Genomic DNA, 22,788 nt, shown 5'->3' on the forward strand with positions numbered 1-22,788 from the left:
AACTCATGATCCGCATCAGGCGCGGGCGCGGCCTGAAGAAGCCACTCGCATCGCGCAGGCGAGACCTCGCGTGAAGAGGGATGGCCCCGCATTCAATGCTCAGGATCGATTCCGATCGCGAGCGATGCTCAGCCATCGACCGTTGTCACTCCAACCGCATCCAGACGGCGCTGAGCGCCTTCATGGTTCTGACTCGCCGCCCGAAGATACCATTGCACCGCCGCGCCCTCGTCTTTCGCAACACCGCTTCCCGACATCAACGCGTCGCCGAGCGCCACCTGCGCTTCCGCCATATCCTGCTGAGCTGCTCGTTCGAACCATTCAACTGCCTTCCCGGGATCGGGCTCGCAGCCTTGCCCTTTTCCAAGCATCACTGCGAGGTTGAACTGCGCAACCTTGTGTCCCTGTCGCGCGGCGGCCTCGTACCACTGAGCCCCTTGCTCAACATCCCGGGCTAAGCCTGCGCCGGTGCAATACAGAACGGCGAGTTGAAACTGCGCGCCGGCATGGCCTGCATGCGCGGCCTTGGTCAGCCATGACGCCGCGGCCTTGGCATCGCTCAAACCGTTCTTCGGCTCGAGATGAAGCAGCGCAAGGGTGTATTGGGCATCGACGTAACCCGCGCTGGCGGCACGTGCGAACCATCCGACGGCGGCTTCGACGTCTGCGCTTCCTCCAAACTTACCCATATACAAAGCACCGAGTTGAAATGCCGCCGGCGCGTGACCTGCCTCGGCCGCCTCCATCAACAGAGCGCATACCCGCTCAAGCTGCTCGGTCGAACCGTCCAGATGGAGCAGGAAAAGCGCATAGGCCGTCTTGGCGTCCGGGTCTCCTCCTACCGCGGCCCTACTGAGCCATTCTTCCGCCCGCTTGTGATCCCGTGGAATCCCGTTGCCTGCCGAATAAAGTCTGCCGAGCTGCAACTGCGCGGCACGGATGCCGCCTTCGGATGCGCGCTCGAACCATTCGATCGCGCTCTCCACGTTGCGCTCGACGCCTGAGCCGTTGAGATAGAATACAGCGATGTTGAACGCGGCGGTCGCGTGACCATTGCGGGCAGCGCGCTCGAACCACCTTGCCGCCTGACGGATGTTCGGGCCGACGCCGGTACCGGTCGCATAGAAACGGCCCATAAAGAACTGCGCCTGCACGTCGTCCCGCTCGGCCGCCTTCTCGTACCAGACCGCAGCCTCCCGCAGATCGGGCGCGAAGCCTGCGCCGTGCGAATAGAATTCCGCCAGCGCCTGAATTGCCGGAAAGTAGTCTCTGCGAGCCGCCTTGCGTAGCGCGGTTTCGGCCCTGTCGATATCCTTCGCAACACCATGGCCGTTCAGGCGCAACAGGCCGATATTGTAAAGCGCGATGACATCGTCATGCATTGCAGCGCTCTGGAACAGGCGGGCCGCTTCCGCGAGATTCTCCGGCATCCCGGTGCCCTTCAAGTTCATGAACGCGAGCGCAACCTGCGCTCTTACATGATCCTGCTCGGCCGCCTTGCGATACCAGGCTGCCGCCTGCTCGAAATCAATGGGAACTCCTTTGCCTTGGAAATAGATATCGCCCAGAGCGAATTCCGCCGCGGCGCAATTCTGCTCGGCCGCAACGCCATACCATGCGAACGCTATCTGAAGATTCTTCTCGCAGCCGAGCCCCTCGCTGTACATGTTGCCAAGGACCGTCTGCGCCTCAGCCTTCCCTCTTTCCGCCGCGACCGATATCCAGTGGAAAGCAGCGTCAACATTCCGCTCCACGCTCGTTCCATGCGGAAAGACAAGCTGATGAATATTCGACGCCCTGTCGCCGAGACGTACGGCCGAGGATTGGCGCCACGTTTCGTGGCGATGCGGGCCCAACAGCGGCTTTTCCCCCCGTAGAAAGATCAGGCCGAGATGAAACTGCGCTTCGACGTTGCCGCGCCGGGCCGCGCGCTCATACCAGATGGCAGCATCGGGCACGCTCCTGTCGATCCCTTCACCCTTCGCATACAGCATTCCTATCCGATAAGCGGCCTCGGCCTCGCCTGCCTCCGACGCCAGCTTCCAGTGCTTGAAAGCTCCCAGATAATGGCCACGCTCATACGCAGCCATTCCATGGTCGAAAGGACCAGCGCGAGAAGATACAGAAGCTGGACGAAGCCACTGGAAAAGCGATCTAGATGAAAGCATCATGGCTCACGCATGGCCTCACTCATGCCCTTCAGCATTCCGCCGAGCAGATACATCGCGACGGAACGGTCCCCGACGTTGATGTCTCCCTGCAGGGTCATGCCGGGAATAAGACGAAAATTGCTCGGCACACCCTTGAAATTTGACGCGTCCACGGAACACCGCGCCTTATAGTAGGTATATTCGAGCGGCTTGCCGTCATCGTCGGTCGTGAAGGCGCCCTCGCTGATCCAGCGCACCTTGCCACTCGCCGTGCCGTGCTCCGCTGCATTGAAGGCATCGACCTTCATCGTGCAGGGATCGCCAGCCCGGACGAAGCCGACATCACGCGACGAGATCCTGATTTCAGCTTCAAGCTTGGTGTCGATCGGCATGAGCGTGATGAAAGGATCACCCGGCTTGAGTACCGAGCCGACCGAAAGCCTTGCTATCGTCAGCACCACAGAGGGTTCGGCAGCCGTCCAGCGCACGAGATCCTGATGCTTGAGAGCCTTTTCATAAGTTGCTCTCGCTTCATCCAGCTTGTTGCGCGTCGTCACCAGATCCTGGCTCAGCTGCGCAAACCACTGCTCTTTGAATGCGTCGCGATCGGCGGTTATCGCCCCCAGTGTGTTTTGGGCCACAATCAGGCCATTGTGCGCATTTTCCAATGTCCGCAATAACTCCAGCCGGGCATCCTGGGAAATGTACATGTTGAGTTGCGATCCGGTGCCGCGCTCGGCGAGCGTCGTCCGCATATTCTCGATCTTCGCCAGAATCTCATCGCGCTGACGGTATCGAGCATCGTCGTCGCGAAGTTTCTCAATCGTCGCCTTGGTCTCCCTGATCTTTGATTCGAAGCTGTTGAGCTGGGCCTGATATTGAGCCACGCGCTGTTTGTAGAGCGCATTCTGCAAAGCAGCGTATTTCCGGAAGTCGGGATCCGGATTATCGGGAAACACCAGCGGCTGCTGTTTCAATTCGGCCTCATCGCGCGCCGCCTGCGCCTCGAGGCTTGCGATTTGCAACTTCGCCTGCGTAAGGTCTGCGGACGTGAAGGTTGAATCGAGCGTGGCGAGCAGTTGTCCGGGCTTCACCTGCTCACCTTCACGCACATCGATCGTCTTGATGATCGATGGATCGAGCGCTTGCAACACATTGACATGCCCAACCGGAACGATATTGCCGTTAAGGCTGGTGATGACGCGATCGACCCGCGTAAGGCAAAGGATTGCGACGATCGAGATCAGGAAGGCAGTAAGCACGAACAGGGTCACGCGCGCGACCAGCGGCTCGGCGGCCTCCCGGATTGCGTCGGTCTCCGACTGGAATTGGCGAACGGTTGCGAGCGAAGCCTGGCTAGGGGACAAGGGTCGGGCTCCGGAGTTTCGGCTTATCGCTGCGGACCGCAGGCGCGAGATGCGTGTTCTGCTGGTACCAGAGCGAGCTGTAGATATCGTTCCGCGCGAGCAGTTCCTCATGCCGCCCGATATCGTCAACTACTCCACGATTGAGCACGAGGATGGCATCGGCGGCCGTCAGTGACGACAGGCGGTGCGAAATAATGATCAGCGTTCGGCCATTGGCTATCCGCGAAATGTTACCATTCACGATAGCCTCGCTATCGGCGTCGAGCGCGCTCGTAGCCTCGTCAAGGATGAGAATCGGCGGATCGACGATCAGCGCTCTGGCGATCGCGAGCCGCTGCCGTTGCCCTCCTGAGAGGTTGGGTGATCCTTCGTAGACATAGGTTTCGTAGCCGCGCGGCAGCTTGTCGATGAACTCCTCCGCGCCGGCCAGCCGCGCCGCCTTGACGATATCGTCAAAGGTGGCGTCGGGAGCGGCCGCGGAGATATTCTCGCGAATTGTGCCGCTGAAAAGAAAATTCTCCTGCAACACGATGCCGACGTTCCTGCGCAGGTGATCGACGTCGTACTCGCGAACATCGATACCGTCGATCTTGATCAGTCCGTCATAGTCGGAATGCAGTCGCTGCAAGAGTCGCGTGATCGTCGTTTTCCCGGAACCGCTCTTGCCCATCACGCCGAGCGTGGTTCCGGGCGTTACTTCAAAGGAGACGCCGTTCAACGACGACGAAACCGCTCCCTTGTACCTGAAGGTAACGTCGGAAAATTCCACCTTGCCCTCAATCGGCGAGCGAACGCCGTGGCCGGAGCGACCCTCCTCGGCCGGCTGGTTGACCAGCTTGCGGACTGTAGCGACTGCGCTACGCGCCTCGTCATACTGATTGATCAACTGCGCAATCTGCATCAGCGGGCCCGATACGCGCTGTGACAGCATCAGGAAGGCAAATAGCGCTCCGATAAAAACGGGATCATTGTTTGTAAGCGCGAGATAAACGCCGATCGCATAGGAGCCACTCACCGCCAGTCGCTCCAGGGGGCGCACCACCGCCTGGATCGCGTTCCCGGTCATTCCTTCCGCAAGCCGCGCTTTGGCCACACGGGCAACCAGCACATCCCACATATGGCGCTGCCGTGCATCGAGCGCGAGCGACTTCACCGTTCGGATGCCGTTGAGCGTTTGAACCAGAAACGCACCCTGCGCGCCCTCGGCGACCAGAACGGCATTCGACACTTTGCGGTAGGTCGGCATCATCAGAACAAGCCATCCGACGATCATTGCCGAAAACGCCAGAACCACCAGCGTCATGATCGGGCTAAAGAAGAACATAAGGGGAAGGAAAAAGATCAGTGTCGTCGAGTCCAGCATCGTACCGAACAGCTGGCCCATCAGGAACGAGCGGATGCGGTAGACTTCGTGGATATCGCGCGCAACGAGGCCGACGGCGGTCTGCTCGAAAAAGTCGATCGGAAGATTGAGGACTTTCTCAAAAACGTAGGTGGATAGCTTGACGTCCAGCCGGGTCGTCAGGCGATGAACAAGGACTTGCCTGAGAAACGCGAAGACGGCCTCGAACGCGATGAGGACCAACATCGCCAGACAAAGCACATAGAAGGTATTGTACGCGTGATAGAGAATCACCTTGTCCGACAGCAGGCGCCAGAACATGATCGGCGCCAGGCCCAGGAAGCCCAGCACCAACGCCGAGATTGCGACATCCCGAACGATGCGACGCTCGCGGAACATCAATGCAGCAACGAGGCCGAAACTGAAGGGCTGCGACTCGTCGGAAATTTCGTAATTGCGCTTGGCGAGAACGACGTCCCCGGACCAGATGTCTTCGAAGCGAAGCCTATCGATCACGAGCAGCGCATCTTCCGCAGCGTTTGGATCCCTCAGCGCGATGCGGGTATTGTTGGCGTCTCCGGCGACGCCTAGCAACACCATGAAGCTTCCATTGCGGAGGCCGACAATAGCCGGAAGCGCCTTTTTCAAGTGAGAGAGCCCGCCCCAATCCAGCTGAACGTGCTTCGATCGCATGCCGGCCTTCTCGGCGCAGCCGACCAACTGGCTCGGAGACACTTCCCCTCCGGTCAGAAGATTATCCTTGATGAGCTGCGTCGAGGTCAGATCCAGGCCGTGCTGCCGAGCGACGATAACCAGGCATTCGAGCCCGGACGGCGGCATCGGATCGATATCGGCATCCTCGGCGGCGACTGGCGCGATCATGCAATCCCGTTCTGTTTGTTGCAGTTCATGATATGTCGTCTTTTCTATCAGTGCAGCGATAATGACTTCTCATTGATAACATTACATACAATGAAAGTGACAGAAACACGAACATTTAAAGAGATACGGCGGCGGCGTTGGGGCGGTAATTGACCGCGTTTCATCGGGCGGCAGAGCCCGGCGTCGCACAGCAGGCGCCTTGGCTCTGGCGTGTTCTGCCTGACATTGGCGCCGAGCCGGCACTTATCTCACGGAATTCGCTATCGCATGCTTCCGGGGTGATCCGGTTCAACGGCGGGCCGTTGATCCTTCTGGCTTCCGCCCCCATGGCCAGCGAATGACGCATTTCCGCGCCCCGCCACGGTGCTGACGGAATCAGAAGCGTAGTCCTATGGTCCTGATTTAACGCGTTTTCTTCACGCGTCACGCGAACCGGCATCCCAGTTCGCTCAAAAGCGAGCTAAGCCGCCAGTTCCTGAAAATTAAAACCGCTTGCCAATAAGCCCTTCTTGATAGCTGCATCGTCAGCCTGGGGCATCAACGCCAGCGCACAAACCTCGAAGTTCTGCGTTGCCACCGACACGGTAGGAAAGCCGGCCGTCAATAGCAGATTGCCGAGCCGCTCCGCGGTAAATCCGGTGCGATGCGCCATGTGCACGTGCCCCTCCTCGATGGCTCGGGAATGTCCGTAAAGCATGTCGAGCGGCCTGATCGGACCAGCAGGCGAATTATAGGCGACAGCCGCAATACCTTGCTCGACTATGAAGTGCGCCACCGCCTCGACATCAGGGGTCATGATCAAGGCGAATCCGTCCGGTTGCAGGACCCGGTGGAACTGGCGCAGAGTGGGAAAGATCTCGTGAGCATAGAGATGCTCAAGGACATGTGAGGACCATATCACATCAAACGATTGCGGCTCGAACGACGTTTCAAGTTCGAGGATGGAGCCTACGACGTGAGGTTTGACGTTCGGGTCGATATCAAAGCGTAATTCTTCCAATCCTCGCTCCTGGATCATTTGAGCGATTCGCCGGGCAGATCCGGGGCCGGAGCCCGCGTTGAGCAAGCGCTTGATACCTCGGGGCAACGTCGGCTCCTAGCGTCCCGATCGGAGTTTAGCGCGCCCCGAGTCGGAGTATCGGAAAATGAGTTAGAATATACCGCTCCAGCGACCACGACCATGACCCTATCGATGTGGCTTCACAAAGGCACGAGCGGCTCGCCAAGCTTTCTTCGCATCACAAAAGTAAAAGCCCCGCCGAAGCGGGGCTTTAACAATCCTATCTTTCCGTCTGGACTATGATAGCTTCGGCAGCGTGACGATCTGGTCGCTGAAGTGCAGTTCCTCAACTCCGTTGACCGCAACGGTCTGCTCATCGTTGAAGTGCAGGGTGTAGGTCGACGTGCTCGCATCGACGTCGATCTTGGCGACATCGAAGAACGACCGACCGGCGAATTCGGCCGAGTCGTTACCGTTGCCGCCGAAGATAGTATCGTTACCGCTATGCGACTCGATCCGGAAGGTGTCGTTGCCACCTCCGCCCTCCAGCGTGGAATTGCCATTTCCACCGGACAGCCTGAAATAGTCGTTGCCCGCGCCGCCTTGCATGACGTCGCCCTGCACGCCAACCAGCGTGTCATTCCCGGCCCCGCCTATAAGCGTGCTGTGTCCTTCAACATCATCGCCACCGCCGCCATGTCCGCCTCCATGACCATGGCCCCCGCCATGTCCGCCTCCACGACCATCGCCGTGGTCGTCTCCGCGACCGCGACCATGATGATCATCTCCGCGACCGCCGTGGTCACGGCCGCGACCGCTATCCCCGAAAGCGCTGTCGTCAGCGCTGGCAACGCGCGCGTTACCGCCACCGCCGGAAGCGAAAGCACCAGATACCAGGAGATCATTGCCGGCGCCGCCGTCAAGCGTGTCGTTGCCTGTGCCGCCATAAATGCTGTCGTTGCCGGCGCCGCCGAACAATGAGCTGTCGCCGTGACCGCCGCGGATGACGTCGTTGCCGCCGCCACCGTAGACTGTATCGTCGCCGCTATCGCGGAGGTTGATCGTGTCATTACCTCTGCCTGCGGCGACAAAGACATCGTTATCACCGCCGGTGACATCCAGGCTGGCGCTATGGTCGTCCAGAACAATCGCCTTCAGGTTCGGATTGGTCTGGACGGTCGTCGAGTTGGATACGTCCAGAATCTGGATGACCGGCGGAACCGCCCCGCCGGCAAACGGCCCGGACTCCAGCCACCCTCTCGCACTGTTGTCGCCTTCGTTGAACACGCCGCTTTGCTCGAGCGAATCGATCAATGCCGATCGTACGCCGGCCTCGATGTTCCCGTTATTATGAAGAAAGTCGCCTAATTCGGTCTTCGTCAGGTAGGAAACGGCCATGGCGTCCTCTGGCTGGATTCTTCAAGAAGAATGACGAAAGCAGATACCCGTTCGACGTCAATCGATACCAATATCTGCGGCTCGAATGTGCTGTAACCTGAACGCGGATTGGTCCGAACACATCTCATATGTTATGATGCGTCGCGACATTTGTTATGTGTGTTATAGTGGGGAGAGGCGACCGGAGTCAAGGTTCAAACTCACGTTCCATTAACATACACTGTTGCTGATAATTATCTTCGGGGGGGCGTGGGGGTACGTAAACCGCTTCCGAGGCGCATTTGGGTCGGTTCTCTTCGAATCCGGCGCGTCTTGTTCGGAAAACGCCGAAGAGGCATGCATAACGATCATAGGCCGACGAGCCAAGCTCCGGCCCATTGCCGATTGTGATTATCGGTCAAGAAATGGTACCGTCAGCGGATGCTTTTACCAGAAAATGTGAGAATTTGTTATCGTGGCGCCCGCATGAGTTCTCCCGGACTGAGACGGAGAATTATCACCGTGACTCAGCGCAAAGGCGGTGTCGGCAAAACCACGATCGCAGTCTGTGTCGCCGCGGCGCTCGCGCGCCGCGGACATGACGTTGCTCTTGTCGATAGCGACCCTCAACGTTCCGCATCCCAGTGGGCGGAGCCCGGCAATCTCGAATTCCCCGTCTATGAAATGGCCCTGGAACAAATGTCAGTCTCCGCCTGGGCGCAGGAAGTGCGTAGCATTGAAGCCGGGGTCGTGATCATCGACACCGCTCCCAACGCCCGGGAAATGGGAGCCTCTATCGCGGTGGCCAACCTGATTCTGGTACCGTGCACCCCATCCGGTCTCGACCTCGACGCGACGCTTCAAACCCTTGCGATCATTGACGCAGCACGGGAACGCCGCCGGGATCGAATCAAGGTGATTTTGGTGCCCAACAGGCTCGACCGCCGCACGCTCGAGGGAAGGCAGTTGCTTGATGAGTTAAGCACATTCGGTGAAGCGGTTGGGCCGCCGATTGCCAGCCGCGCCGCCTTTGTTCGTTGCTTCACCAGTGGTCAGTCGGTGGCGAGCTACGTGCCGGGAGATACTGCCGATCGGGAAATTCAAGAACTCGCGGACGCAATTGAACAAACCGATCAAGAGGAATAAGCGAATCCACCTCTCAAAGAGACCATCTCTCCAGGACAGCTATCTGGAATTGGCGGGACCAAGCAGAGCCTGGATCACACCTTGTGTTTCCGACTGACGAGACGATGCGGTAACCGCGGCTTCCTCGAGCCTCATTTTCTCAAGCAAGAGGTCCGTGACGATCTTTCGAAGCCGCTGGTTCTCGAGTTTAAGGTCCTCCAGAACATGACGCATCTGATCCATCGCCGGAGGCCTGCCGGACGCCACACTCTCTGCTGCATTATCCTGAACAACATGCGCTTCCGGCTTCGGCAAGGGCAATTTTCTCCACCGGTGGAGCGTCATGACACTCACACCAAGCGCCTTGCAAACGTCGACTTGCGAATTACCGGCGCGCGCAAGCTCGTCTGCCCGGGCAAGTTTCGAAAGAATTTCCTCCCGTGAATGCTTCTTCATCTTCCTACCTGGATACGGCTCCGATGACTGGGAACGAAGCGCCTCGAGCAAAAGAATAGAACTAATGTAAATCTCATATTGAGAACAATTTCACAACGATAATACATAATATATGGCAGCTGCGCTGCCGTATCAATCACCATTCAAGCTCCGCAAGTTTGCCTTTCGTGTTAGTTGCAGCGCAACGTAAACCGCAACCTCTGCCTCAATCAGATCGCTTCATTGCTATTCATATAAAATACCTAAAATACCACGAGGACCACGAGCGCGCATATCACTTCTTCGAGGCGAAGGGGGATACGGTCGGCGTGTTTGATCGCTACGGATCCATAATTCCGCGCTCCGCGTTCTGATCTGGCCGCAGGACAAATCTGTAAGACGACAATCGCACCTGACGTCGTCACGGCGGAACCGCCTCTCACACCTCGACAAATCCGAATCGGAATGGTTTCTCGCGCGAACGGACGAGCCCGAGCCCCTAATTCTGAAGCCATTGCTGAGGGTAAAAATATACCCGGCCCCCTGCTGCATTTTACGCTTAAAGATGTTGTGGACACCAAGCATGATCCGATCAGTTGAACCTTGCGGCGAACCGATATCCACCTCGCTCGAAAAACGCTTTAGTGAGAGTGATAGGCTTTTGCCTTGACTTCCGATGCAACGACCGAGAATCCGCGACCGGCTTCTCCGGCGCGCGCCGCCGCGCTGGACCACGCTCTGACGCGCTCGGTCGCCGAATGCACCTGATCCACGGCCTCGCCGGCCATGCGTGGTACAAGCTGTTACCCATGTCGCCGGATCGTACACTGATTTGCTGGTGGGCCCGGAGGGACTCGAACCCCCAACCAGACCGTTATGAGCGGTCGGCTCTAACCATTGAGCTACAGGCCCCGGCCGGACGTCGCATGCGCAACCGCCGTCGGCGCAGGCATCCCCTTACAATGTCATGTGCCGCGCGGCAATCGGCGGTCAGGACTTTTGGCTGCCACGCCCGCGATGTCAGAACCAGCCGTGACGAGGGCAAGTTAACCCTTTGCTAACCATACACCGGGCAAATTTTGCCCAGGGAAGCCGCGGGTCAGCAGCCGCCCAGAACAGCATCGTTCCTCGTGAACGCCAGGGCGCGTCTCATTCTTGAAACCGGGGACGCCGCGGCCGCCGCGCAGACGATCGGCGCGCGCGAACGGGCTTGAGCGTGGTGGAGACGGCGAAGATGACGGACATCACGGCGGATCAGGGCGCAACCGCGCCACGCTCGGGTCTTCCGAGTTTTAGTGAGATCGTGCTCATGCTGCGGCGCGGCGATCTCGCGCTGGCCTTTGGCATCCTGACGATCCTCGTCGTGCTCATCATGCCGCTTCCGGCGGTCGTTCTCGATCTCCTTCTGGCGATCTCGATCACGCTATCGATCCTCATCCTGATGACTGCGCTGTTCATCCAGGCGCCGCTGGAATTCTCCGCCTTCCCGACCGTGCTCCTGATCTCGACCATGTTGCGGCTGTCGCTCAACCTCGCCTCGACGCGGCTGATCCTGTCGCATGGCCATGAGGGCTCGGCCGCCGCCGGCCACGTCATCGAAGCCTTCGGCAACTTCGTGATGGGCGGCAACTTCGTGATTGGCATCATCGTGTTCGCGATCCTCGTGATTGTGAATTTCGTGGTCATCACCAAGGGTTCGGGCCGCATCGCCGAGGTCGCGGCGCGCTTCCAGCTCGACTCCATGCCGGGCAAGCAGATGGCGATCGACGCCGACCTCTCCGCCGGACTGATCGACGAGAAGACCGCCAAGGAACGGCGCAAGGCGCTCGAGGACGAAAGCGGATTCTTTGGCGCCATGGACGGCGCCTCGAAGTTCGTGCGCGGAGATGCCGTTGCCGGCTTGCTCGTCGTCTTCATCAATGTCATCGGCGGGATGATCATCGGCATCGCACAACAGGACCTGAGTTTCGCCGATGCGGCGCACAGCTACACGGTTCTCACCGTCGGTGACGGGCTGGTGACGCAAATTCCCGCCCTGATCGTCTCGACCGCTGCCGGCCTTCTTGTCTCGAAGGCCGCCGTCACAGGCGCGGCTGACAAGGCGCTCATGAAGCAGCTTTCCGGCTATCCCCAGGCGCTTGGTATGTCGGCCGGGGTCATGCTGGTGCTCGGACTGCTGCCCGGCATTCCGATGCTGCCGTTCGTCGCGCTCGGCGGCGGCGCGGCGGCGCTGGCCTGGAGTTCGCGAAAACGCCAACGCGCGGCGGCTACCGAAGCTGCGGCCGCCGCGGCCTCGGAGGCCGCCGGGACAGCGGCCTCCGATGCGGAGGAGCCGATATCCGCGGCCCTCAGAATCGACGACCTGAAGATCGAACTGGGCTATGCGCTGCTGCCGCTGGTCAATGGGCCGGACGGCCAGGATCGCCTCACCGAGCAGATCAAGGCGCTCCGCCGTTCGCTCGCGATCGAGATGGGATTCGTGATGCCGGCGGTACGGATTCTGGACAACGTGCAAATCGAGGCCAACACCTACATCATCAAGATCAAGGAGGTCGACGCCGGCTCGGGCCGTATCTGGCCGAACCAGTACATGGTGATGGATCCTTCCGGCGATCAGGTAGGGATCCCCGGCATTCACACCACCGAACCGACCTTCGGCCTGCCGGCAACGTGGGTGGATGCCTCGCTCAAGGAGGAGGCCTCACTGAAGGGCTATACCGTGGTCGATGCTGCGACCGTGGTTTCGACCCACCTTACCGAACTGCTCAAGACCAATATGTCGGATCTGCTTTCCTACGGCGAGTTGCAAAAGCTTCTGAGGGATCTACCGAAAGAACAGGGCGAACTGATCAAGGATATTGTTCCCAGCCAGATCTCGATCTCCGGAATTCAGCGTGTGCTGCAACTCCTCCTCGCCGAGCGCGTTTCCGTCCGCGATGTATCCACTATCCTCGAAGGCATCGCCGACGCGCTGGCCTTTTCGCGCAATCCCGCGACGGTGGTCGAGCATGTGCGCGTCCGCCTGGCCCGCCAGATCTGCGCCCAGAACACCTCGGTCAACGGCTACCTGCCACTTGTCGCACTGTCGGCCAAATGGGAGCAGGCCTTCGCCGAATCCATCATCGGCCAGGGCGAAGAGCGCAGCCTCGCGATGCAGCCGTCAAAATTATCGGAGTTCATGGCCGCGGTGCGCGATCGCTTCGAACAAGCCGCCCGGGAAGGCGAAGCGCCGGTGCTGGTAACCTCGGCCGCGATCCGGCCGTTCGTCCGCTCGCTGGTCGAGCGCTTCCGCGCCCAGACCCCTGTTCTGTCACAGGCCGAAATCCATCCCCGGGCCCGGCTCAAGACGGTCGGCAGCATTTGATAATGCTGCCCGAATCACGCTGCGCCTAATGCGGCATTTTGGCATCAGACAAATGGTTTGTGTCCGTTCCGCGTCCTACCCCGCCGGGAGACGCCAAAAGCGCGATTTAACATTAAGATATTGATATAGCTTATAATTATCAGATTTACCGGTCCCAGGCGGAATTGATGATCGCGATCCGTTCACACATTTTCACCACTTTGTGATCGCCTCTTCGGAACATTAGGACCACTTCCTACGTTTTCAGGGCGCGAGGTCATGAACCTGTGCGTGGGCAACGGAGACCAATCTTCGAAAGGGAAGTTACGGGCAGGAGGGCTTCCAATGAACCATTCGATTTACAGTGCAGATCGGACGACCCATCTGAAGATCGTGGTTGTAGCTCTTGTTGCAGGTATTGCAGTGGCGGGTTTCGCAATTTCAGCGCGCATGAATGGTGAGGATGGCTATACGCAGACGGCGCGCGTCATCAAGGCAGGCAAGCCGATGGCGGTTACGAGTTCGGGCGCGATGGTCGTCCGCTGAAGGAGTTTGAAGAATTCACGAGGCTTCTTTACATTTGCCCCCCGAAGTCGCCGCGTGAGTACGTAGAGGACCCACTAACCCCAAGTGGACTACGATGGAAAACGCCCGCCCCCCACGGGCGTTTTCTTTTTTATAAACACCTCTCCTGGAATCCGGCGCCCCGGCCCGAACTTCCCCCGATGAACCGCTCCCGTCCCGGCGATTCACCCCCTTGTGTACCCTTGCGGATGGTCAAGCGGCGTGTTTGCAGCCCAGCAGAGTTCAGCAACCCGGTGGCGTGGCGCCCAATGGAACATGGTCGACATCGCGTTCACGCGATGGTGGCGACGCCCATGCGGGAGCGCATTAAACCGATACTGTCGAGATCGGCCTGTTCGCGGGCGTTCTCTTCTGCACGTTCGCGAGCCTGATCGCGCTCATCGAGCAATTCGACCTTCTTGAGTTCCTCAAAAGCTTCCGCCAGGCCCATTTTGGCATCTTCGAGCTGGACGCGCAGTTCGTCCGCGGAGCGGGTCAGGTTTTCCCGGCGCTGGATCGCGGCCTTGGCATAGGTTGGATATGCGAAATGCGCGGGATCATCGATCCCCGCACGTTCCTGCTCGATTTCGATTTCACGCTCCAGATCGACCGACATGCGCTGGAAGTCAGCAATCATACTCTCGATCTGAGCCACCCTCCTACGCTTCTCCTCGACCTGGAATTTCTTCAGGCGGATAAGCGTTTCACGTGACTTCATCGACTCGTACTCCCCAGAAGTCCCAATCTACACGCGGGACAACGGCGGCACCTCCCTTGGATCCCGCCCTGCTTCTCATTTGAGAAGCCGATGATGGCCCGACAAAGTTAGCTTTCCGTTTCCAAGGTCTTAACGATTTGCTGCAACCTTCGATAACCCTCCTCGATGCCGGTCACTTCATCCTTCGCCTGGCGCAGAAAATCCTCCAAAACCGGATTCAACCTGATCGCCTCGTCCACCTCCGCGTTGGAGCCGGCCCTGTAGGCGCCGAGCCGGATCAGTTCCTCCATGTCGGAATAGGTCGCCATCATCTGTCGCGCGCGGGTAATAACCGGCAGGAAGGCCGGATCGGCCGATTTCGGCATGGTGCGGGACACCGACTTCAAAATGTTGATCGCGGGATAGCGGCCCCGCTCCGCAATGACGCGCTCCATCACGATGTGCCCGTCGAGAATGCCGCGCACCGCATCGGCCACCGGCTCGTTGTGATCGTCACCATCCACCAGCACCGTGAAGATGCCGGTGATTGTCCCCTCGCCGGATCCGGGTCCGGCGCGCTCCAGCAGCCTCGGCAATTCGGTGAATACTGTCGGTGTGTAGCCCTTCGTGGTCGGCGGCTCACCGGTCGACAGCCCGATCTCGCGCTGCGCCATCGCAAAGCGCGTCACCGAATCCATCATGCACATCACGTCCTGGCCCTCGTCGCGGAAATATTCCGCGACCGCCAGGGTCAGATAGGCAGCCTGCCGCCGCATCAAGGCGGGCTCATCAGAGGTCGCGACCACGACAACCGATCGTGCGAGCCCCTCTTCGCCGAGGTCGTCCTGCAAAAACTCCTGAACTTCGCGTCCTCGTTCGCCGACCAGCCCGATCACCGAAATGTCGGCATCCGCGTTGCGTGCCAACATCGACAGCAGCACCGATTTGCCGACGCCGGAGCCAGCGAAAATACCGAGCCGCTGGCCGCGGCAGCAGGTCAGGAATGTGTTCAGGGCGCGGACGCCGAGATCGAGCGGTTCGCCGACCCGTTTGCGCGAATGCGCCGGAGGCGGCGAGTTGCGGTACGGCACCGGCGCCGGGCCCTGCGGAAGCGGTCCCTTGCCGTCAATCGGCTCCCCCATGGCGTTGAGAACACGTCCGAGCCATGAGGCTGCCGGCCGCACCTGGCCGGAGGCGTTGGCGATCAAGGCACGGCAGCCGCGTCGCACCCCGTCGAGGCCGGCAAACGGCATGACAACGGCATTATCGCCGTTGAAACCAACAACCTCCGCCGGGATGGCCGGACCGACGCCGGTCTCGATTACGATACGGGCTCCCACCGACATCGCGTGGATGGGGCCGGCTATCTCGACCATCAGCCCGCGCACCCCCACCACGCGGCCATAAATATTGACGCGCTCGATCTCGCCAATCCGCTCGGCCAAACCCTTCATCGTGAAATCCTTAGGTTTCCGCGCATTAGCGGAAGTCCTTTAACCTCGTGTTTACCCGCATCGTTAATCATTGCGTCACTGTCTTTGGTGACTGAGCGCGCCTGTCTTCAGGACGAAGGCGAGTCGCGAGAGTCGGTTAGGCCTGACTTTTAACGTGGAGCCTGAGCGCGAGCGGATGAGGAAAGCTGCTTCTATGCAACACCTTAGGGCGATTCGATGAAAATTGCACCGAAGACACTTGCAGATCAGAATCAGTTTTTGTTAACCATAAGCGGTCAGGGTTCGAATCAGTTGCTTAAAGGCGTTTCCAGTGCCGCAAGTATTGCGGCCGGCCTGACGCCCGGCGCGGCGACGATTAGGGGACTGGCATGCGCGTTTTGCTGATTGAGGATGACAGCGCCGTCGCGCAGTCGATCGAGCTGATGCTCAAGTCCGAGAGTTTCAACGTCTATACGACGGATCTCGGCGAAGAGGGCGTCGATCTCGGCAAACTCTATGATTACGATATTATCCTTTTGGACCTCAACCTGCCCGACATGTCGGGTTACGACGTGCTCAAGCAGCTTCGCGTCTCCAAGATCAAAACACCCATTCTGATCCTTTCCGGCCTGGCCGGGATCGAAGACAAGGTCAAGGGTCTCGGCGTCGGCGCCGACGACTATATGACAAAACCCTTTCACAAGGACGAGTTGGTCGCCCGCATTCATGCGATCGTGCGCCGCTCCAAGGGTCATGCCCAGTCGGTGATCCAGACCGGCGATCTCGTGGTCAATCTCGACACCAAGACGGTGGAAGTCGGCGGCCAGCGGGTCCATCTTACGGGCAAAGAATACCAGATGCTGGAGTTGCTCAGCCTGCGCAAGGGCACCACGCTGACCAAGGAAATGTTCCTCAACCATCTCTACGGCGGCATGGACGAGCCCGAGCTGAAGATCATCGACGTCTTCATCTGCAAGCTGCGCAAGAAGCTCGCCAACGCCTCCGAAGGCCGCAACTTCATCGAGACCGTCTGGGGTCGCGGCTACGTGCTGCGCGAACCGCACGACGACGAGGTTCGCATCCCGGCCTGACACCGGAACACCATTCCTCCCAGACTGACCCCGCCGTGAATGGCGGGGTCTTTGTTTGTGAGGCCTACACGTCTGGATGTAGCTCGCCCCCGGTGAAACGTTCCGGACGCGTCGTGTTGTTGGTGATGGGTACGCTCGCGGTCGGCGGTGGCGCCTACGCGCGGACTGCCGCTTTGGTTGACGGCATGCCGGGCACCAACGACGGCGCGCGAACACGATTGGGCTGATAGAGGCCACGCTTGTCAGGGTGAGGCTTGAACGCATCGGTCAGCCCGACGACAGTTTCAGCAGCGCCGAGCGCAAGGAAGCCATCAGCTTCCATCTGCTTGGCAAGCCGTGTGAAAACGCCGATTTTGGTTTCCTGATCGAAATAGATCAGCACGTTGCGGCAGAAGATCATGTCGAAGGTCCCAAGATGGGAAAAATCCTGCAACAGGTTGAGCTGGCGGTGCTGAATCATCGCGCGAATGTCGGGGTTGATCTGCCAGAGTTCGCCAACCTGTTTGAAGTACTTGATGAGCAACTGAATGGGCAGTCCGCGCTGCACTTCGAACTGACTGTAGAGACCGGCGCGCGATTTTTCGAGCACCTCGTTCGACAGATCGGTGGCGATGATCTCGGTGCGCCAGCCCGTAAGCGTCGAGCCGCACTCCCTCAGGCACATCGCGATCGAATACGGCTCCTGCCCGGTCGAGCCGGCGGCGCACCAGATCCGCAGGCTCCGACGAGCCGCGCGAGCCTGGAGCAGCGCCGGAATCACGGTCTCCCGCAGATGGTCGAACGGGGTCTTGTCGCGAAAGAAGAAGGTTTCGTTGGTGGTCATCGCCTCGACGACGTCAACCGTCAGCGCCGCGGCGCCGTTCTTCATTTTCTGCACGAGGCCGCCGATACCTGCGAGGCCGGCCTTGCGAGCGAGCGGAGTCAGCCGACTTTCGACCAGATATTGCTTGTCGGTGGCAAGGTCGAGGCCGGACCGTTCCTTCAGCAACTTGCGCAAGTACTCAAAATCAACCGGTGTCACAGACGGTCTCCCGCAAATAGCCGAACCAGCTTCGGAGCGATTTGTTGAAGCGGCAAAATGGCCGCGCAGATTCCGGCCTGGGCGGCGGCGCCCGGCATTCCCCACACCACGCTGCTCGCTTCGTCCTGCGCGATGACATTCCCCCCCGCGGCGACGATCTGCGTGCCGCCGCGCATTCCATCGGATCCCATTCCGGTCAGGATCACCGCCAGAGCTCCCCCCTGCCAGACATCGATCGCCGACGTGAATAGAGGATCGACGGCCGGTTTGCAGAAATTCACCGCCGGGCCGTCATCCAGAACGATGACCGCGTCCGCTCCTTTTTTCGTCACCCTCATGTGGCGGCCGCCGGGTGCGAGATAGATATGACCCTGCTTCACGGTCTCCTGATCCACTCCCTCATGCGCCGGCCGCCCTGCGGCGCGCGACAGATGCTCGGCGAGAATGGTGGTGAACGTCGGAGGCATGTGTTGGGTGATCAGCACCGGACAGCGGTCGATCACCGGCCCAATTCCCGCCACCAGCGCCATCAGAGCCTGCGGCCCGCCCGTGGACGAGCCGATCAACAGCGCTCGCGGGGCATGGGCGCTGAAGGGACGCAGCGTTGGCGGCAGGCGGCTCGTCGCAGGAGCGGCTTGGGCAAAACGCGGTTCCTGTTCGCGGTGGACCAGCGGCGGGGAGGCGACAGTCGCCGGACGGCGGCGTTTTGCGGCGAGATGCCGGATCTTCTGCATCAGGTCATGCTTGAAGATTTCAGCCGCCGCGATCTCGCGCGTGCTCTCGGGCTTCGGAATGTAATCGGCGGCGCCGAGCGACAGCGCCTTGAAGCTGATCTCCGCGTTGCGGCGGGTCAGCGTCGAAGCCATGATGACAATGAGGTTTCGCTTCTTGGCCAGCAATTGCGGCAGCGCGGAAATGCCGTCGAGTTCGGGCATTTCGATATCGAGGATCACGACATCGGGATTGGCGCGCTCCACCTGATTGACGGCGTCGAGCCCGTTGCGCAGCGAGGCCGCGACCACCATGTCGGGCTCGGCATCGATCCAGCGGGAAATCAGTCCGCGGATCACGACGGAGTCATCGACCACCATGACCCGCAGCGGCTCCTGCCTTTTCGAATCCAGAGCCACATGACTTGCCACAGCAGTACTCATGCCCACCCCACGCAACGACTAAAGTATCCGGCCGGATCGCAACGAGATTCAGATGAGGCCGATTTCCTGAAATTTCGCCGTCACGATGTCCTTGTCGAACGGTTTCATGATGTACTCGTTGGCGCCCGCGTGGAGTGCGCGGGCGATGTGCGCCACGTCGTTCTCCGTGGTGCAGAACACCACCTTCGGCTGATCGCCGCCAGGCATCCGGCGCAGGTTACGAAGAAATTCGTACCCATCCATGACCGGCATATTCCAGTCCAGAAGCACGGCGTCAGGCAGTTCACGCCTGCAGACCTCCAGCGCCTTTTCGCCATCCTCCGCTTCGACGATGTGGAAACTGAAGCCCTCGAGGATACGTCTTGCGACCTTGCGAATGACACTCGAATCGTCAACGATCAGGCACGTTTTCATTTTTGTCTCCGTGTCTTTTTTAGCGCTTCTCCCCGCGGCCGGAACCTGCCCGCGTGGATCAAGCTGCAAGCTTGTCCGGTGCAATCTCCAAAACACGATCGACATCGAGAACAACCATCAACTGCCCATCCAGCCGATGCACACCCGCCGACAGCTCCGCCATCCGCACATCGAGATTAGCCGGATTGACCTCCCGGCCTTCATCCGGCAGCTTCATGACCTCGCCGATCGCGTCGATCAAAAGTCCGTAGGACTCACCACGCAGCTCGACGCCGACAGCCATAGGCGGACGATTGTCTTCTCCCTTGGGAAGTTTGAGCCGGGCGCGCATATCGATCGCAGTGACGATACGGCCCCGCAGATTGAGGACGCCCGCGATATCGTTCGAGGCCAGCGGCACGCGGGTCAGGCGTTCCGGCTTGAACACGTCCTGCACTCGTGAGATCGGCAGCCCGAACAACTGACCGCCGATCGTCGCGGTGACGTATTCGGTGAGTGCGCTTTCGTTTGCGTGATTAACCGTGGTCATGATCTGATCCTTCAAGCCGCCCGGCTAATTTCGGCGGTCTGCTCCTTCAGTGCAGCAATCAGGCCGGGCCGGTCGAACTTGGCGACGTAGTCGTGGAAGCCGGCCTGACGCCCCCGTTCGATCGCGGCCGGAGAAATCATCGACGACAGCGCGATGATCGGAGTGCCGCTCAAGCGGTTATCGGAGCGTACCGTCTCCGCAAATTCGAAGCCGTTCATGTCCGGCATTTCGATATCGGTGAGGATCGCGTCGAATTCCTGACCCGACCGCAGCGCGACAAGACCTTCCCGCGCGTTGGTCGCGAGCCGGACCTGATAACCTGCGGCCTTGAGAACCGGCGCGAGCATGTTGCGGAAGAAGGCGCTGTCGTCCACCAGCAGCACCGACCGCGCGCTGGCTGCCGCACGCATCTCCTTGCGCTTGAACCAGTCGGCGAAGGCCATCGGCAAGAAATGACCGATATCGATCACGTCCGTCGCCCGGCCCTTGATGACAGCGGAGCCGAGGATGCCCGGCTGGCTGCTCGCCACCTCGATGTTCAGACGCTCCTCGACAATGTCGATGATCTCATCGACCACCAGTCCCGCTGCCCGGTCGTCGTCAGCGAACACCAGGACCGGTTGCGACCCGTCTTTTCCAACCGTAACGCCATTCATCTGCATCAGCGGCATGAGCTGATCGCGGTACTGCACCATATAGCGGCCGTCGGAGATCTCGATCTTGTCGACTGCGATCTCCTCCAGTCGCGTGACGAGCGCGAGCGGCACGGCTTTGGGCTGATCCGATCCGGCGCGGAACACCAGCAGTGACGTCCGCTCGGCGGCGCTGGCGCGCGCCGCGTTCTCATCGGCCATCTCTTGCTGAGTCAGAACCGATGCGCCCAACGCATGCGCGATCCCGTTCGGGTCGACGATCATGATCACAGCCCCGTCGCCCAGGATGGTATTGCCCGAGAACATGCCGATATGCCGCAGCATGGTCGACATCGGCTTGACCACGATTTCCTCCGTATGGAATACGCCGTCCACGACGATGCCGAAGGTCTGATTGCCGACCTGCGTGACCACGATGAAACCGTTCTCGGGATCGCTGGCCGTACCATCATCGATCCTCAGAAGCTTCTTCAAATGCATCAACGGCAGGAGCTTATTGCGCAGCCGCAAGACCGGCGTGTCCCTGATCCGCTCGATGCGGTGCTCCGAATTGGCGCGCGCGCGCACCAGCTCGACCACCGAGAGCTGCGGTATCGCAAAGCGGTCGCCCGCGGCCTCCACGATCAGCGCCGACACGATCGCCAGGGTCAGGGGAATCTTGATGGTGACGCTCGAACCCTCGCCAGCCACCGACTTGATGTCGATGGTGCCGCCGATCTGATCGATATTGGTCCGCACCACGTCCATGCCGACGCCGCGTCCGGAGACGCTGGTCACAGCCGCGGCGGTGGAGAATCCAGGCGCGAAGATGAACTTGTGGATCTGCGCCTCGGTCATCTTCTCGATTTCGGCCTCGGTCGCCAGGCCGTTTTGAATCGCCTTGGCCTTGATGCGCTCGGTATTGAGGCCGCGGCCGTTGTCGGCGATGCAGATGATGATATGGCCGCCCTCGTGATACGCCGAAAGACGGATCGCACCCTGCTCCGGCTTTCCCGCCTTGACGCGCTCGGCCGGTGTTTCCAGGCCGTGGTCGGCGGAATTCCGCACCATGTGAGTCAGCGGATCCTTGATGAGATCAAGAACCTGACGGTCGAGTTCGGTGTCGGCGCCATGCATCTCGAGTTCGATCTGCTTGCCGAGTTCGCTTGAGAGGTCGCGCACGATGCGCGGCAGCTTCTGCCAGGCGTTGCCGATGGGCTGCATCCGCGTCTTCATCACCCCTTCCTGCAGCTCCGCGGTGACATTGGACAGCCGTTGCAGCGGCACCTTGAATTCGTTGTCTTCGTGGCGGCGGCTGATCTCGAGCAGCTGGTTGCGCGTCAGCACAAGCTCGGACACCATCGTCATCAGATGCTCAAGCGTATCCACGTTGACGCGAATCGACTGGTTGGCGACCCGATCGCCTTCCGGAGCGTCCTCCACTTTCTTCGGAGCGGCCTTTGCGACGGGCTTCGAAGCAACCGGCGCCGCGGACACTTCGGGCGCGGACGGCGTGGCAGGCGCGGTCGACTCGACCTCCGTCTCGCGGAACGCGCGCTCGAGATCATCAAGCGACACCTCGCCGGGACGCAAGGGCCGTTCAAGAACCTGATAAGTCAGTGTCCCCGCCGTTTCATCTGCCGGCATCACCTCGGAAAGCTCGGGACCGGAACTGGACGGACCGTCCTCGGCCATATGATGCAATGCATCGATCAGATCGGCATCGGCTCCCTCCGGCTCCGACCCGGTCGCCTCGAGCTGGCCCAGGATATCCTTGATGCGGTCGATGGTGGAGAGGATAAGCGTCACGGCCTCGCCGGTCACCGGCATGCCGTCACGAAACTTGCCCATCAGCGTCTCCGCCGCATGAGCGAGCGCCTCTAGCCTCGGAAGGCCCAGAAAACCACACGTGCCCTTGATGGTATGGACCAGCCGGAAGATGTTATCCAATATCTTCGCGTTGTTCGGGTCCTGCTCAAATCGGACAAGCTGATTGTCAACCGTGTCCAAACTCTCGTTGGTCTCGGTCAGGAATTCACAAAGAAGATCATCCATAGCCTTCTGGCCTTCGAAACGCCGGGGCGACGTCGTCGCGCCTTTCGCGGCCGGACCAGTTTCAACGCAAAGCGTTAACATTGGTTGAGCACGTCAAAAAGAACGCGCCCAACGAGAGGGCAAAATGACAAAGACGATCGCTCGCTCTGGTTTCGACCATCGCGTTCAATCTGGAAA

Annotated in this window: 18 protein-coding genes and 1 tRNA gene; 4 read left to right on the forward strand and 15 right to left on the reverse strand. The window is 60.0% G+C overall.

All coding sequences use genetic code 11. The features are described from left to right. Positions 1-128: 128 nt before the first annotated feature. The 5 genes from NB311A_RS10210 to NB311A_RS10235 form a co-directional block, all read right to left on the reverse strand. Positions 129-2,168 carry a tetratricopeptide repeat protein gene (locus NB311A_RS10210; protein ID WP_040674873.1) on the reverse strand — a complete coding sequence of 680 codons (2,040 nt, stop codon included), beginning with the start codon at positions 2,166-2,168 and terminating at the stop codon, positions 129-131. Continuing rightward, on the reverse strand, positions 2,168-3,517 hold the full coding sequence (locus tag NB311A_RS10215) for an HlyD family type I secretion periplasmic adaptor subunit (protein WP_009798456.1): 1,350 nt from the start codon (positions 3,515-3,517) through the stop codon (positions 2,168-2,170). The genes NB311A_RS10210 and NB311A_RS10215 overlap by 1 nt, the downstream gene beginning before the upstream one ends. Next, positions 3,507-5,741 (reverse strand): peptidase domain-containing ABC transporter, encoded by a 2,235-nt coding sequence (locus tag NB311A_RS10220; protein WP_009798457.1) that lies wholly within the window; start codon positions 5,739-5,741, stop codon positions 3,507-3,509. Before NB311A_RS10220 ends, NB311A_RS10215 begins: the two co-directional genes overlap by 11 nt. 460 nt (positions 5,742-6,201) lie before the next feature. After that, positions 6,202-6,807 carry a class I SAM-dependent methyltransferase gene (locus NB311A_RS10230; RefSeq protein WP_040674712.1) on the reverse strand — a complete coding sequence of 202 codons (606 nt, stop codon included), beginning with the start codon at positions 6,805-6,807 and terminating at the stop codon, positions 6,202-6,204. 231 nt (positions 6,808-7,038) lie between these two features. Then, entirely contained in the window at positions 7,039-8,139 is a 1,101-nt protein-coding gene (locus tag NB311A_RS10235) for a calcium-binding protein (RefSeq protein ID WP_009798460.1), read from the reverse strand. Positions 8,140-8,604: 465 nt separating this feature from the next. Between NB311A_RS10235 and NB311A_RS10240 the strand changes: the two genes are divergently transcribed. Continuing rightward, positions 8,605-9,264, forward strand: coding sequence for a ParA family protein (locus tag NB311A_RS10240; RefSeq protein ID WP_040674714.1), 660 nt, complete (start codon positions 8,605-8,607; stop codon positions 9,262-9,264). A gap of 39 nt (positions 9,265-9,303) precedes the next feature. On the opposite strand, the gene NB311A_RS10245 is transcribed toward NB311A_RS10240, so the two are convergent. The 3 genes from NB311A_RS10245 to NB311A_RS10250 all read right to left on the reverse strand — a co-directional run bounded on the left by NB311A_RS10245 (position 9,304) and on the right by NB311A_RS10250 (position 10,590). Beyond that, positions 9,304-9,699, reverse strand: a complete 396-nt coding sequence (locus tag NB311A_RS10245) for a transposase (RefSeq protein WP_009798462.1) — start codon at positions 9,697-9,699, stop codon at positions 9,304-9,306. A 620-nt stretch (positions 9,700-10,319) separates the two neighbouring features. Beyond that, a complete protein-coding gene (locus NB311A_RS21965) occupies positions 10,320-10,466 on the reverse strand; it encodes a flagellar biosynthesis protein (protein ID WP_009798463.1) in 147 nt (48 codons plus the stop codon). Positions 10,467-10,514: 48 nt separating this feature from the next. Then, positions 10,515-10,590: transfer RNA gene (locus NB311A_RS10250), tRNA-Ile, on the reverse strand. 322 nt (positions 10,591-10,912) lie between these two features. Here NB311A_RS10250 and flhA point away from each other — a divergent pair. Continuing rightward, positions 10,913-13,042, forward strand: coding sequence for a flagellar biosynthesis protein FlhA (gene flhA / locus NB311A_RS10255; RefSeq protein ID WP_040674876.1), 2,130 nt, complete (start codon positions 10,913-10,915; stop codon positions 13,040-13,042). 324 nt (positions 13,043-13,366) lie between these two features. Next, a complete protein-coding gene (locus NB311A_RS10260; protein WP_009798465.1) occupies positions 13,367-13,567 on the forward strand; it encodes a hypothetical protein in 201 nt (66 codons plus the stop codon). A 310-nt stretch (positions 13,568-13,877) separates the two neighbouring features. On the opposite strand, the gene fliJ is transcribed toward NB311A_RS10260, so the two are convergent. Then, complete coding sequence (fliJ, locus tag NB311A_RS10265; protein ID WP_009798466.1) at positions 13,878-14,303, reverse strand: flagellar export protein FliJ; 426 nt, start codon at positions 14,301-14,303, stop codon at positions 13,878-13,880. A 107-nt stretch (positions 14,304-14,410) separates the two neighbouring features. Then, on the reverse strand, positions 14,411-15,736 hold the full coding sequence (gene fliI / locus NB311A_RS10270) for a flagellar protein export ATPase FliI (RefSeq protein WP_009798467.1): 1,326 nt from the start codon (positions 15,734-15,736) through the stop codon (positions 14,411-14,413). Between the two features lie 368 nt (positions 15,737-16,104). Between fliI and ctrA the strand changes: the two genes are divergently transcribed. Beyond that, complete coding sequence (gene ctrA, locus NB311A_RS10275) at positions 16,105-16,806, forward strand: response regulator transcription factor CtrA (protein WP_009798468.1); 702 nt, start codon at positions 16,105-16,107, stop codon at positions 16,804-16,806. 154 nt (positions 16,807-16,960) lie between these two features. Here the strand turns inward: ctrA and NB311A_RS10280 are convergent, their stop codons facing one another. Genes NB311A_RS10280 through NB311A_RS10300 form a run of 5 tightly spaced genes read right to left on the reverse strand, consistent with a single transcriptional unit; the run spans position 16,961 to position 22,611 of the window. Then, entirely contained in the window at positions 16,961-17,827 is an 867-nt protein-coding gene (locus NB311A_RS10280; RefSeq protein ID WP_009798470.1) for a protein-glutamate O-methyltransferase CheR, read from the reverse strand. Continuing rightward, positions 17,824-18,981: a chemotaxis response regulator protein-glutamate methylesterase gene (locus NB311A_RS10285; RefSeq protein ID WP_040674717.1), complete on the reverse strand. Its 1,158-nt coding sequence runs from the start codon at positions 18,979-18,981 to the stop codon at positions 17,824-17,826. Before NB311A_RS10285 ends, NB311A_RS10280 begins: the two co-directional genes overlap by 4 nt. Positions 18,982-19,029: 48 nt before the next feature. Further along, a complete protein-coding gene (locus tag NB311A_RS10290) occupies positions 19,030-19,395 on the reverse strand; it encodes a PleD family two-component system response regulator (protein WP_009798472.1) in 366 nt (121 codons plus the stop codon). 58 nt (positions 19,396-19,453) lie between these two features. After that, positions 19,454-19,924: a chemotaxis protein CheW gene (locus NB311A_RS10295; protein ID WP_040674878.1), complete on the reverse strand. Its 471-nt coding sequence runs from the start codon at positions 19,922-19,924 to the stop codon at positions 19,454-19,456. A gap of 11 nt (positions 19,925-19,935) precedes the next feature. Then, positions 19,936-22,611 (reverse strand): chemotaxis protein CheW, encoded by a 2,676-nt coding sequence (locus tag NB311A_RS10300; RefSeq protein WP_040674880.1) that lies wholly within the window; start codon positions 22,609-22,611, stop codon positions 19,936-19,938. Positions 22,612-22,788 lie beyond the last annotated feature (177 nt).

This window comes from Nitrobacter sp. Nb-311A, from assembly GCF_000152905.1.
In the GTDB taxonomy this organism is placed as follows: domain Bacteria; phylum Pseudomonadota; class Alphaproteobacteria; order Rhizobiales; family Xanthobacteraceae; genus Nitrobacter.